Source organism: Pseudomonas sp. LD120 (genome assembly GCF_009861525.1).
Lineage (GTDB): Bacteria > Pseudomonadota > Gammaproteobacteria > Pseudomonadales > Pseudomonadaceae > Aquipseudomonas.
In genome coordinates, this window is sequence record NZ_WVHL01000003.1 from 825,148 (window position 1) to 838,097 (window position 12,950).

Annotated in this window: 6 protein-coding genes, 2 tRNA genes and 3 rRNA genes; 9 read left to right on the forward strand and 2 right to left on the reverse strand. The window is 56.5% G+C overall.

The window, feature by feature from the left end; translation table 11 throughout:
- Positions 1 to 150: 150 nt before the first annotated feature.
- The 6 genes from PLD_RS10020 (at position 151) to mrdA (ending at position 7,809) form a co-directional block, all read left to right on the forward strand.
- Positions 151 to 1,689 (forward strand): 16S ribosomal RNA (locus PLD_RS10020).
- 123 nt (positions 1,690 to 1,812) lie between these two features.
- Positions 1,813 to 1,889, forward strand: a tRNA-Ile gene (locus tag PLD_RS10025).
- Positions 1,890 to 1,899: 10 nt separating this feature from the next.
- Positions 1,900 to 1,975 (forward strand) — tRNA-Ala (locus tag PLD_RS10030).
- Between the two features lie 221 nt (positions 1,976 to 2,196).
- Positions 2,197 to 5,088, forward strand: a 23S ribosomal RNA gene (locus PLD_RS10035).
- 138 nt (positions 5,089 to 5,226) lie between these two features.
- Positions 5,227 to 5,342: ribosomal RNA gene (rrf, locus tag PLD_RS10040) — 5S ribosomal RNA — on the forward strand.
- The 16S, 23S and 5S rRNA genes sit together here with 2 tRNA genes alongside, the layout of an rRNA operon.
- A 574-nt stretch (positions 5,343 to 5,916) precedes the next feature.
- On the forward strand, positions 5,917 to 7,809 hold the full coding sequence (gene mrdA, locus PLD_RS10045) for a penicillin-binding protein 2 (RefSeq protein WP_159892187.1): 1,893 nt from the start codon (positions 5,917 to 5,919) through the stop codon (positions 7,807 to 7,809).
- Between the two features lies 1 nt (position 7,810).
- Here the strand turns inward: mrdA and PLD_RS10050 are convergent, their stop codons facing one another.
- Complete coding sequence (locus PLD_RS10050) at positions 7,811 to 8,797, reverse strand: LysR family transcriptional regulator (RefSeq protein ID WP_159892189.1); 987 nt, start codon at positions 8,795 to 8,797, stop codon at positions 7,811 to 7,813.
- Positions 8,798 to 8,953: 156 nt separating this feature from the next.
- Here PLD_RS10050 and PLD_RS10055 point away from each other — a divergent pair, with 156 nt between their 5' ends.
- The 3 genes from PLD_RS10055 to PLD_RS10065 are packed head-to-tail and all read left to right on the forward strand — an operon-like array spanning position 8,954 to position 11,933.
- The gene (locus PLD_RS10055; RefSeq protein ID WP_159892191.1) at positions 8,954 to 10,255 is read left to right on the forward strand and encodes an MFS transporter; all 1,302 of its coding nucleotides are present in this window, start codon (positions 8,954 to 8,956) and stop codon (positions 10,253 to 10,255) included.
- Entirely contained in the window at positions 10,252 to 11,007 is a 756-nt protein-coding gene (locus PLD_RS10060) for a class II aldolase/adducin family protein (RefSeq protein ID WP_159892193.1), read from the forward strand. The genes PLD_RS10055 and PLD_RS10060 overlap by 4 nt, the downstream gene beginning before the upstream one ends.
- The gene (locus PLD_RS10065; protein WP_159892195.1) at positions 11,004 to 11,933 is read left to right on the forward strand and encodes a glyoxylate/hydroxypyruvate reductase A; all 930 of its coding nucleotides are present in this window, start codon (positions 11,004 to 11,006) and stop codon (positions 11,931 to 11,933) included. The genes PLD_RS10060 and PLD_RS10065 overlap by 4 nt, the downstream gene beginning before the upstream one ends.
- Here the strand turns inward: PLD_RS10065 and PLD_RS10070 are convergent.
- A complete protein-coding gene (locus PLD_RS10070; RefSeq protein ID WP_159892197.1) occupies positions 11,927 to 12,862 on the reverse strand; it encodes a LysR family transcriptional regulator in 936 nt (311 codons plus the stop codon). The two genes, PLD_RS10065 and PLD_RS10070, sit on opposite strands and share 7 nt — an antisense overlap.
- Positions 12,863 to 12,950: the final 88 nt, after the last annotated feature.

Genomic DNA, 12,950 nt, shown 5'->3' on the forward strand with positions numbered 1-12,950 from the left:
ACTGAATCAAGCAATTCGTGTGGGTGCTTGTGGAGTCAGACTGATAGTCAAAAAGATTATCAGCATCACAAGTTACTCCGCGAGAAATCAAAGATGTAACCAACGATTGCTGAGCCAAGTTTAGGGTTTTCTCAAAACCCAAAGATGTTTGAACTGAAGAGTTTGATCATGGCTCAGATTGAACGCTGGCGGCAGGCCTAACACATGCAAGTCGAGCGGCAGCACGGGTACTTGTACCTGGTGGCGAGCGGCGGACGGGTGAGTAATGCCTAGGAATCTGCCTGGTAGTGGGGGATAACGTCCGGAAACGGGCGCTAATACCGCATACGTCCTACGGGAGAAAGTGGGGGATCTTCGGACCTCACGCTATCAGATGAGCCTAGGTCGGATTAGCTAGTTGGTGAGGTAATGGCTCACCAAGGCGACGATCCGTAACTGGTCTGAGAGGATGATCAGTCACACTGGAACTGAGACACGGTCCAGACTCCTACGGGAGGCAGCAGTGGGGAATATTGGACAATGGGCGAAAGCCTGATCCAGCCATGCCGCGTGTGTGAAGAAGGTCTTCGGATTGTAAAGCACTTTAAGTTGGGAGGAAGGGCAGTTACCTAATACGTAATTGTTTTGACGTTACCGACAGAATAAGCACCGGCTAACTCTGTGCCAGCAGCCGCGGTAATACAGAGGGTGCAAGCGTTAATCGGAATTACTGGGCGTAAAGCGCGCGTAGGTGGTTTGTTAAGTTGGATGTGAAAGCCCCGGGCTCAACCTGGGAACTGCATCCAAAACTGGCAAGCTAGAGTATGGTAGAGGGTGGTGGAATTTCCTGTGTAGCGGTGAAATGCGTAGATATAGGAAGGAACACCAGTGGCGAAGGCGACCACCTGGACTGATACTGACACTGAGGTGCGAAAGCGTGGGGAGCAAACAGGATTAGATACCCTGGTAGTCCACGCCGTAAACGATGTCAACTAGCCGTTGGGAGCCTTGAGCTCTTAGTGGCGCAGCTAACGCATTAAGTTGACCGCCTGGGGAGTACGGCCGCAAGGTTAAAACTCAAATGAATTGACGGGGGCCCGCACAAGCGGTGGAGCATGTGGTTTAATTCGAAGCAACGCGAAGAACCTTACCAGGCCTTGACATCCAATGAACTTTCTAGAGATAGATTGGTGCCTTCGGGAACATTGAGACAGGTGCTGCATGGCTGTCGTCAGCTCGTGTCGTGAGATGTTGGGTTAAGTCCCGTAACGAGCGCAACCCTTGTCCTTAGTTACCAGCACGTTATGGTGGGCACTCTAAGGAGACTGCCGGTGACAAACCGGAGGAAGGTGGGGATGACGTCAAGTCATCATGGCCCTTACGGCCTGGGCTACACACGTGCTACAATGGTCGGTACAGAGGGTTGCCAAGCCGCGAGGTGGAGCTAATCCCATAAAACCGATCGTAGTCCGGATCGCAGTCTGCAACTCGACTGCGTGAAGTCGGAATCGCTAGTAATCGCGAATCAGAATGTCGCGGTGAATACGTTCCCGGGCCTTGTACACACCGCCCGTCACACCATGGGAGTGGGTTGCACCAGAAGTAGCTAGTCTAACCTTCGGGAGGACGGTTACCACGGTGTGATTCATGACTGGGGTGAAGTCGTAACAAGGTAGCCGTAGGGGAACCTGCGGCTGGATCACCTCCTTAATCGACGACATCAGCTGCTTCATAAGCTCCCACACGAATTGCTTGATTCATTGAAGAAGACGATAGAAGCAGCTTTAAGCTCCAAGCTGATAGCTCCAAGCTAACAGTTACAAGCTCGAAATTGGGTCTGTAGCTCAGTTGGTTAGAGCGCACCCCTGATAAGGGTGAGGTCGGCAGTTCGAATCTGCCCAGACCCACCAATTTTGTTATGGGGCCATAGCTCAGCTGGGAGAGCGCCTGCCTTGCACGCAGGAGGTCAGCGGTTCGATCCCGCTTGGCTCCACCATAAACTGCTTCTGAAAGCTTAGAAATGAGCATTCACTTTGAATGTTGATTTCTAGTCTTTTGATTAGATCGTTCTTTAAAAATTTGGGTATGTGATAGAAAGATAGACTGAACGTTACTTTCACTGGTAACGGATCAGGCTAAGGTAAAATTTGTGAGTTAAATTGCAAATTTTCGGCGAATGTCGTCTTCATAGTATAACCAGATTGCTTGGGGTTATATGGTCAAGTGAAGAAGCGCATACGGTGGATGCCTTGGCAGTCAGAGGCGATGAAAGACGTGGTAGCCTGCGATAAGCTTCGGGGAGTCGGCAAACAGACTTTGATCCGGAGATCTCTGAATGGGGGAACCCAGCCATCATAAGATGGTTATCTTGTACTGAATACATAGGTGCAAGAGGCGAACCAGGGGAACTGAAACATCTAAGTACCCTGAGGAAAAGAAATCAACCGAGATTCCCTTAGTAGTGGCGAGCGAACGGGGACTAGCCCTTAAGTGGCTTTGAGATTAGCGGAACGCTCTGGAAAGTGCGGCCATAGTGGGTGATAGCCCTGTACGCGAAAATCTCTTAGTCATGAAATCGAGTAGGACGGGGCACGAGAAACCTTGTCTGAATATGGGGGGACCATCCTCCAAGGCTAAATACTACTGACTGACCGATAGTGAACTAGTACCGTGAGGGAAAGGCGAAAAGAACCCCGGAGAGGGGAGTGAAATAGATCCTGAAACCGTATGCGTACAAGCAGTGGGAGCAGACTTTGTTCTGTGACTGCGTACCTTTTGTATAATGGGTCAGCGACTTATTTTCAGTGGCGAGCTTAACCGAATAGGGGAGGCGTAGCGAAAGCGAGTCTTAATAGGGCGTCTAGTCGCTGGGAATAGACCCGAAACCGGGCGATCTATCCATGGGCAGGTTGAAGGTTAGGTAACACTGACTGGAGGACCGAACCGACTACCGTTGAAAAGTTAGCGGATGACCTGTGGATCGGAGTGAAAGGCTAATCAAGCTCGGAGATAGCTGGTTCTCCTCGAAAGCTATTTAGGTAGCGCCTCATGTATCACTGTAGGGGGTAGAGCACTGTTTCGGCTAGGGGGTCATCCCGACTTACCAAACCGATGCAAACTCCGAATACCTACAAGTGCCGAGCATGGGAGACACACGGCGGGTGCTAACGTCCGTCGTGAAAAGGGAAACAACCCAGACCGTCAGCTAAGGTCCCAAAGTTATGGTTAAGTGGGAAACGATGTGGGAAGGCTTAGACAGCTAGGAGGTTGGCTTAGAAGCAGCCACCCTTTAAAGAAAGCGTAATAGCTCACTAGTCGAGTCGGCCTGCGCGGAAGATGTAACGGGGCTCAAACCATACACCGAAGCTACGGGTATCACGTAAGTGATGCGGTAGAGGAGCGTTCTGTAAGCCTGTGAAGGTGAGTTGAGAAGCTTGCTGGAGGTATCAGAAGTGCGAATGCTGACATGAGTAACGACAATGGGTGTGAAAAACACCCACGCCGAAAGACCAAGGTTTCCTGCGCAACGTTAATCGACGCAGGGTTAGTCGGTCCCTAAGGCGAGGCTGAAAAGCGTAGTCGATGGAAAACAGGTTAATATTCCTGTACTTCTAGTTATTGCGATGGAGGGACGGAGAAGGCTAGGCCAGCTTGGCGTTGGTTGTCCAAGTTTAAGGTGGTAGGCTGGAATCTTAGGTAAATCCGGGATTCTAAGGCCGAGAGCTGATGACGAGTTACCTTTTAGGTGACGAAGTGGTTGATGCCATGCTTCCAAGAAAAGCTTCTAAGCTTCAGATAACTAGGAACCGTACCCCAAACCGACACAGGTGGTTGGGTAGAGAATACCAAGGCGCTTGAGAGAACTCGGGTGAAGGAACTAGGCAAAATGGCACCGTAACTTCGGGAGAAGGTGCGCCGGTGAGGGTGAAGGACTTGCTCCGTAAGCTCATGCCGGTCGAAGATACCAGGCCGCTGCGACTGTTTATTAAAAACACAGCACTCTGCAAACACGAAAGTGGACGTATAGGGTGTGACGCCTGCCCGGTGCCGGAAGGTTAATTGATGGGGTTAGCTAACGCGAAGCTCTTGATCGAAGCCCCGGTAAACGGCGGCCGTAACTATAACGGTCCTAAGGTAGCGAAATTCCTTGTCGGGTAAGTTCCGACCTGCACGAATGGCGTAACGATGGCGGCGCTGTCTCCACCCGAGACTCAGTGAAATTGAAATCGCTGTGAAGATGCAGTGTATCCGCGGCTAGACGGAAAGACCCCGTGAACCTTTACTATAGCTTTGCACTGGACTTTGAATTTGCTTGTGTAGGATAGGTGGGAGGCTTTGAAGCGTGAACGCCAGTTTGCGTGGAGCCATCCTTGAAATACCACCCTGGCAACTTTGAGGTTCTAACTCAGGTCCGTTATCCGGATCGAGGACAGTGTATGGTGGGTAGTTTGACTGGGGCGGTCTCCTCCTAAAGAGTAACGGAGGAGTACGAAGGTGCGCTCAGACCGGTCGGAAATCGGTCGTAGAGTATAAAGGCAAAAGCGCGCTTGACTGCGAGACAGACACGTCGAGCAGGTACGAAAGTAGGTCTTAGTGATCCGGTGGTTCTGTATGGAAGGGCCATCGCTCAACGGATAAAAGGTACTCCGGGGATAACAGGCTGATACCGCCCAAGAGTTCATATCGACGGCGGTGTTTGGCACCTCGATGTCGGCTCATCACATCCTGGGGCTGAAGCCGGTCCCAAGGGTATGGCTGTTCGCCATTTAAAGTGGTACGCGAGCTGGGTTTAGAACGTCGTGAGACAGTTCGGTCCCTATCTGCCGTGGACGTTTGAGATTTGAGAGGGGCTGCTCCTAGTACGAGAGGACCGGAGTGGACGAACCTCTGGTGTTCCGGTTGTCACGCCAGTGGCATTGCCGGGTAGCTATGTTCGGAAAAGATAACCGCTGAAAGCATCTAAGCGGGAAACTTGCCTCAAGATGAGATCTCACTGGGATCTTGAATCCCCTAAAGGGCCGTCGAAGACTACGACGTTGATAGGTTGGGTGTGTAAGCGCTGTGAGGCGTTGAGCTAACCAATACTAATTGCCCGTGAGGCTTGACCATATAACACCCAAGCAATTTGCTTAAGAAGCGAGTTGCGGTGTGTGAAGACGAAACGAACCGAAAGTTTGCAAACACACAAAGCTATTACATACCCATTTGCTGGCACGTTGCACAGGCAACGGACTGGCTACCGAATTTCTTGACGACCATAGAGCGTTGGAACCACCTGATCCCATCCCGAACTCAGAAGTGAAACGATGCATCGCCGATGGTAGTGTGGGGTTTCCCCATGTGAGAGTAGGTCATCGTCAAGATTAAATTCCGAAACCCCAATTGCGAAAGCAGTTGGGGTTTTGTCTTTGTGGCCACAGAAAAGCAGCGGGACCTGGGTCGGCAATGGCCGCTCGGCTACGGCTACCAGCGCTCAGACTTCCCTCTGAAGCCCGTTGTCTGCGGTGATTTCTATGCAATGGCTTTGGGCGTGGCTATCATCCCAGCCTCATTGTAAGGCGGAGCTTGCATGTCGACGTGGCGTGGAAAATCTAGGAGATGTCTTGGTTGAGCACTTTACCTGATCGTTTCACTTCTGAGTTCGGGGAGGGATCAGGTGATTTATATGCTAATGGCTGTTCGCCATTTAAAGGGATACGCGAGCTGGGTTTAAAACCTCATGAGACAGTTCGGTCCCTATCTGCCGTAGACGTTTTAGATCGGAAGTGTTTCACAAGAAGCGTCACTAACGCAGTGGTGACGAGGCCACCGATCAGGCACAAGCCAAATCGGTTTAAAGTCTGCAGATGGTTTTTGGTATGGTGCAGCTCTTTTAAAAGGACTTGAGTTCACCCGCACGGATTAGCGTCGACCTCTATTCAATGAGACGTTGCTGCAATGCCTGAAGCGATTCCGATCAAGGACCATGAGAAAGAAAGCCGCTTGGTCAACAAGCGACTATTGGCCTGCGCTGTATTGGTGGTTGCCATCAGTTGTGCTCTGGTGGCACGCATGTATGTCCTGCAAGTAGTGGAGTTCGATTATCACTCCACCGTCTCTGAAAATAACCGCGTACACGTCCTGCCGATCACTCCACCCCGCGGGCTTATCTATGATCGCAACGGTGTGCTGCTTGCCGATAACCGTCCCAGCTTCAACCTGACCATCATTCGTGAGCGCGCCACCAACCTCAAGGGCGAACTGGACACCGTGGTCGACCTGCTGCACTTGCCTCCAGAAGATCGCACGCTGTTCGATAAGGAGATGAAGCAGGTCCGCCATCCCTTCGTGCCTGTGACATTGTTCTACGAGCTCACTGAAAAGCAGATCGCGGTATTGGCGGTCAATGAATACCGTCTGCCGGGTCTGGATGTGCAAGCCCAGTTCGTCCGTCATTACCCGATGGGCGCACACTTCGCCCATTCCATCGGCTACGTCGGACGGATCAACGAGAAGGAAGCCAAGACCTTGGACTCGGTGGAGTACCGGGGGACTCAGTCCATTGGCAAAACCGGCATCGAGAAGTTCTACGAGTCAGAATTGCACGGTCATGTCGGTTATGAAGAAGTTGAAACCAACGCGCAGGGGCGGGTCATGCGCGTGCTTAAACACACCGACCCCACCCCAGGGAAGAACATCGTCCTGAGCCTCGATGTGAAGCTCCAGGAGGCGGCTGAAGAAGCCCTGGGCGATCGACGAGGTTCTGTCGTTGCCCTCGATCCGTCCACCGGTGAAGTACTGGCCATGGTCAGCAAGCCGAGTTTTGACCCCAACTTGTTCGTTACCGGTATCAGTTTCAAGCAATATGCGGCGCTGCGCGATTCTATTGATCGTCCGCTGTTCAACCGGGTGCTGCGGGGCCTTTATGCACCGGGCTCCACCATCAAGCCAGAAGTGGCGATTGCCGGGCTCGATGCCGGCGTGGTGACGCCATCGACCAAGGTGTTCGATCCGGGCTATTACCAGTTGCCGGACTTCGACCACAAATACCGCAACTGGAACCACAGCGGTGATGGCTGGGTGGACATGGATGCGGCGATCATGCGTTCCAACGACACTTACTTCTACGACCTGGCTCACAGACTGGGCATCGACCGTTTGCACGATTACATGGCGATGTTCGGCCTTGGAGAGAAGGTCTCGCTGGACATGTTCGAAGAGTCGCCCGGGCTGATGCCTTCTCAAGCTTGGAAGCGCGCCACGCGTCGCCAGCCCTGGTTCCCGGGGGAGACGGTGATTCTCGGTATCGGCCAGGGCTACATGCAGGTCACGCCGCTGCAACTGGCTCAGGCTACTGCCTTGATTGCCAACAAGGGGGTGTGGAATCGCCCACACTTGGCCAAGACCATCGACGGTGTTGCTCCCGTTGACGAGCACCCGAGACCCAATATCCTGCTGAAAAATCCCGATGACTGGGAGCAGGTCAACCACGGCATGCAGATGGTCATGCACAATCCGCGGGGTATCGCCCGCGCCGCCGCTGCCGGGGCGCAGTACCGGATTGCTGGCAAGAGCGGGACCGCTCAGGTGGTGGCGATCAAGCAAGGTGAGCGCTACAACCGCCTCAAGACCCGAGAGCGCTATCGCGATAATGCCTTATTCGTCGGCTTCGCTCCCGCCGAGCATCCGCAGATCGTGATTTCGGTGATGATCGAGAACGGTGAGGCCGGTGGCCGGGTTGCCGGCCCGGTGGTGCGGCAGATCATGGACGCCTGGCTGCTGGATCAGAACGGCCATCTCAAGCCGCAGTACGCCAGCCCTACAACGGCTCCTGGCAACCCTCACGTCTGAGTCATTTCAAGATCAAGCTCCCCGGCACCTGCTCACGAATACTGAGCATGTGCTGGATGCTCTGCAGAAACAGCGTTTCGGCCTGGCTCATCTTCTGCTCGCGGTTCCACAACAACTGGATATCGAAGTCCACCACGCCGTCTTCCGGGGGCAAGCGCCACAGCAAGCCTTGCTCCACATCCCGGCGTACCAGGTGAATCGGCAGGCAGCCGATGCCAAACCCGGCGCAGATCAGTCGGTAAATTTCTTCGAAACTGGTGGAAGACGCGACGATTTTACCGGTAAAACCCTGCTGGTCACGGAACAAGGTCAAAGGTGAAAGATTGCCGCCCAGTTGGTCACTGGTGAAGCTGACAAAGTTCTCCGTGGCCAGCTCTTGCAGGCTCAGGTTGTCCTGACCAAACAGGCGATGACGCTGGCCGCAGAAGTAGGCATAGCGCTCGCGAAACAGCACGCGCTGCTCCAGCCTCGGCTGTGCCAGACGGCAGAGCCCAACCCCCAGGGTCGCGGTCTTTTGCAGCAGTGAGCTGATGATGTTCGAGCTGCCCATCACCTCGACGTCCAGTTCGATCTTCGGGTGCGCGGCATGGAAGTCGGCAAGAAACTCATCGTAGTGCTGAGCCTTCACGCCGCTGACGGTGAGGATGCGGATCTTGCCCACCACGTCATCCTGGCGACTTTCCACCACGGTCCCTAAACGGGAAATATCCCCATAGATATCCGCAGCGATACGCAACACCTCTTCACCGGTTTCGGTGAGTTCAAAGCGCCGCCCGCTACGGGCAATCAGCACGCAACCGAGTTGTTCCTCAAGGCGCTTCAAGGCTTGGCTGACCGCTGACTGGGTGATGTGCAGGCGCGCCGCCGCGCGGCTCATGCCGCCTTCCTGGCCGATCACCAGGTAGGTGCGTAACAGGTTCCAGTCCAGGCGGTCATTGAGAAAGCGCCGACCGCCCCATTGGCTGACGGCGGTGTCTTTGGTGGGCATGGCGACCTCATGCAGTAGCAGGGCTAATAGTTGTGATAAGAATTTCAAAATTGACTAATCCTGACACGGCGGCGATAAAGCCCACAAGCGCCCCAGAGCGCTACGTGACCAAGCCTTCAGTACCTGCCCATAACTACAAATACACAGGGTCCTTGCATGCACAGTACCTCTCAGCCGCGACGCGCTGCGGCGGCGGCCTTTATTGGCACCACCATCGAGTTCTACGATTTCTACATCTATGCCACGGCCGCCGCGCTGGTACTGGGGCAGGTGTTTTTCCCCAGCAGTGATCCTGTGATGAGCACTCTGGCGGCGTTCGGCAGTTTCGCCGTGGGCTTTATCGCCCGGCCCATGGCAGGCATGGTGTTCGGTCATTTGGGGGATCGCCTCGGGCGCAAGAAGATGCTTTTGCTGACCATGGCCCTGATGGGCTTGGCCACCACCGGCATTGGCCTGTTGCCAAGCTACGCCAGTGTTGGTATTTGGGCCCCCATCAGCCTGATCGCGCTGCGGCTGGTCCAGGGTATTTCCGTGGGGGGCGAGTGGGGTGGGGCGGTGCTGATGGCCAGCGAACATGCCCCAGCCAAGCGCAAGACGTTCTACGCCTCCTTCGCCCAGTTGGGCAGTCCGGCGGGCCTGCTGCTGGCATTGATCGCCTTTCGCCTGGTCACCAGCCTGGAGCCCGACGACTTCCTCGCCTGGGGCTGGCGCCTGCCGTTCCTCGCCAGTGGCTTGTTGATGATGGTGGGCCTGATGATCCGCTCCGGGGTGCATGAATCGCCGGAGTTCGCCAAGGCCCGGGACAACAACGAAACCGCCGAATACCCGGTGCTGGAGGTGATCCGTAGCAGTTGGCGGCAGATCCTCCTGGCTGCCGCCGCGGTGACCATCGGGTCGGCCGGATTCTTCTTTACCAACACGTTCATGATCACCTACGTCACGCAGTACCAGGGCATACCGCGAGCGACCATCCTCGACTGCCTGTTCCTGGTCACGGTGATCCAATTGTTGTCGCAGCCGCTCTCGGCGTTACTGGCCGAGCGTGTCGGCGAAGGGCGATTCCTGATCCTGGTGGCACTGTCGTGTCTGTTTACGCCGTATCCGATGTTCCTCCTGGTGGGCACCCAGAACATTGTCTTGATGACCCTCGGTATCGCCCTGGCGGTGGTGATTCTCTCGGCGCTGTACGCAGTGATTGCCGGCTACATGACCCAAGCCTTCCCGGTGCACTTGCGCTATTCGGGGATCTCCATCGCCTACCAGCTCAGTTGTGCCTTGGCCGGGGGAACCACGCCACTGATTGGCACCTTGCTGGCCAGCAAGTTTTCCGGGCAGTGGCTGCCCCTGGCGCTGTTCTTCAGCCTGCTCTCGGCCTTGTCCCTGATCGGTGTCTGCGGACTGGCGCGAATGCGCACCAACCCGATGATCCCAACCGTTCCTAAAGAGGTGTACTCATGAGCAAACCCGAACACATGAATGCTGTTGAATGGCAGGCACGCTGTGAGTTGGCGGCGTTGTACCGCCTGGTGGCGCACTTTCGCATGACCGACTTGATCGACACTCACATCACCCTGCGCATACCTGGCCCCGAGCATCATTTCTTGATCAACCGCTACGGGGTGATTTTTGATCGCATGCGTGCCAGCGATCTGGTGCGCATCGACCAGGATGGGCGCATCGTCGATCCCCATTACCGCGAACATCGGGTCAATGCGGCTGGGTTTGTCATCCACTCGGCGATCCATATGGCGCGCCCGGACCTCAACTGCGTGATCCACACTCACACGGCCGCTGGAATGGCCGTGGCGGCGCAAAAGCAAGGGCTGCTGCCGATCAGTCAGCACGCGCTGAAGTTCTACGGCAAGTTGGCTTATCACACCTACGAAGGTATTGCCTTGTCGCTGGATGAGCGTGAACGGCTGATTGCCGATCTGGGGCCGCACAAGGCGATGATTCTGCGCAATCACGGCTTGTTGGTAGGCGGCGCCAGCGTGGCCCATGCCTTCCAGGAGATCCACTTTCTGGAGCGTGCCTGTCAGGCCCAGGTGCAAGCCCTGGCGGGCGGCTCGGTGCTCAACTATCCGTCGCCGCAAGTGTGTGCCCACACCGCCGAGCAGTTCGAACGCGACGATGCCGACAACATCATTGAATTGGCCTGGGAGGCGGCGCTGACCCTGATCGAACATCAGCGCGAGTCCTACCTGTCATGAACACGGTGGTGCTGTTGTCCCGAGACCGGCTGCTGTTGCAACAGTTGCAGCAAGCCTTTGCCCGCTGTGCGCCGCAGGTCCGGGCTGTGCTGGCGGATGATCCCGGCGCCGCCGAGGCACCGCTGGCAGCGTGCTGGTTTCCGCCGGCGGGCCGTTTGCAGGCGCTGCCCAAGTTGCGCCTGATTCACTCCGTGGCGGCCGGCATCGACCACCTGGAACACGATCCCGGCTGCCCGGCATTACCAGTATGCCGAGTGGTGGACACCGGCCATCGCCAGGGCATGACCGAGTACGTGCGCTGGGCGGTGATCCACTATCACCGGGGCTTTGACCGGGTGCTGCGACAACAGACCGAGCGTTGCTGGGAGCGCCCACTGCAGCGCCCGGCGGGTTTGTTCAAGGTCGGCGTCATGGGGCTGGGGTCCCTGGGCGCAGCCATTGCCCAGGACCTGGCGGGTGCCGGTTATCAGGTCCGTGGCTGGGCCCGCAGCGCCAAGCAATTGCCCGCAGTGCAGTGCTTTGTCGGCACCCAGGGGCGAGCGGCCTTTCTGGAAGGGCTGGAGGTGTTGATCAACCTGTTGCCATTGACCGCCGAGACCCGGGGCATTCTCGGGGGGGAAACCTTTGCCCGACTGGCGCCGGGGGCGGCGCTGGTCAATTGCGGACGGGGTGCCCACTTATGCCTCGACGACCTGGAACAGGCCCTGTCCAGTGGCCAGTTGCGCGGCGCCTTGCTGGATGTCTTCGATGAGGAGCCGCTGCCCGCCGATCAGCGTTTGTGGAGCATGCCCGGTGTCACCGTCACCCCGCACATGGCGTCAGCGGCGTCCCACGACTGCATTGCCCAGCAAGTGGCGGAGAACCTGCGTCGCCTGAATGCGGGTCAGCCGCTGCTCAACCTTGTGGATCGCGCCCAAGGTTATTGAGGCACCAGAGTGTTCTGCAGTTGCCCGAGAAACAGGGCTTCTGCACGGCTCATACGTTGCTCGCGGTTCCACAGCAGATGGATGTCGACATCGGCGATGCCCTCGTGGGGCGGTAGGCGCCAGAGCAGCCCAGCGTCGACATCGGCGGTCACCACATGCTGCGGCAGGCCGCCGATGCCGAAGCCGGCAATCACCAGCCGACGCACCTCCTCCAGGCTGGGGGAGGAGGCAACGATGCGCCCGCTGAAGCCTTGTTGATCGCGGAAGATGGTCAGTGGCGAGAGCATGCCGCCGATTTGGTCGCTGGTGAAACTGACGAAATTCTCCCGCTGCAAATCGCCCTCGGCCACGTCCCGGCGGCCGAACAATGGATGATGCTTGCCGCAGAAGAAAGCATAGCGCTGACGCAGGAACAGCCGCTGTTCCAGGCGCGGTTGCGGTCGGCGACTCAGGCTCAGGCCCAGGGTTGCGGTTTTTTCCTGCAAGGCACTGACGATGTCCGAACTGCGCATCACCTCCACTTCCAGGTCGACCCGGGGATGTTGACGATGAAAGTCGGCCAGAAAGTCGTCGAAGCGCTCGTTGCAGATCCGACTGATGATCAACAAGCGCACTTTACCGATCACCTCGTCGACGGGCTGCTCCAGCACGCTGCTGACCTGAGACATCTGGCCGTAGATTTCCCCGGCCAGGGCGAAAATCTGCTCGCCCACTTCGGTCAGGGCAAAGCGCGGCCCGCGACGGGCGATCAACTGGCGACCCAACTGCTGCTCCAGGCGCTTGAGGGCCTGGCTCACCGCCGGCTGGGTCAGGTGCAGGCGCGCCGCCGCGCGGCTGATGCTCAGTTCCTGGCCGATCACCCGAAAGGTGCGCAGCAGGTTCCAGTCGAGGCGGTCGTTGAGCAGGCGGCGAGCATCGTGGTCGGACATGGCAAGGGCTCTGGATCGGGCTTAAGGCGAATAATAAGCCATGATAATAATCGAGATAACCAATAGAAAATTGACTAATTATCGCCCT

What these genes read in the sequence shown, in the direction of transcription:
- mrdA (WP_159892187.1), top strand. Translation starts at nt 5,917, where the DNA reads ATGCCTGAAGCGATTCCGATCAAGGACCATGAGAAAGAAAGCCGCTTG.
- PLD_RS10050 (WP_159892189.1), bottom strand. Translation starts at nt 8,797, where the DNA reads ATGCCCACCAAAGACACCGCCGTCAGCCAATGGGGCGGTCGGCGCTTT.
- PLD_RS10055 (WP_159892191.1), top strand. Translation starts at nt 8,954, where the DNA reads ATGCACAGTACCTCTCAGCCGCGACGCGCTGCGGCGGCGGCCTTTATT.
- PLD_RS10060 (WP_159892193.1), top strand. Translation starts at nt 10,252, where the DNA reads ATGAGCAAACCCGAACACATGAATGCTGTTGAATGGCAGGCACGCTGT.
- PLD_RS10065 (WP_159892195.1), top strand. Translation starts at nt 11,004, where the DNA reads ATGAACACGGTGGTGCTGTTGTCCCGAGACCGGCTGCTGTTGCAACAG.
- PLD_RS10070 (WP_159892197.1), bottom strand. Translation starts at nt 12,862, where the DNA reads ATGTCCGACCACGATGCTCGCCGCCTGCTCAACGACCGCCTCGACTGG.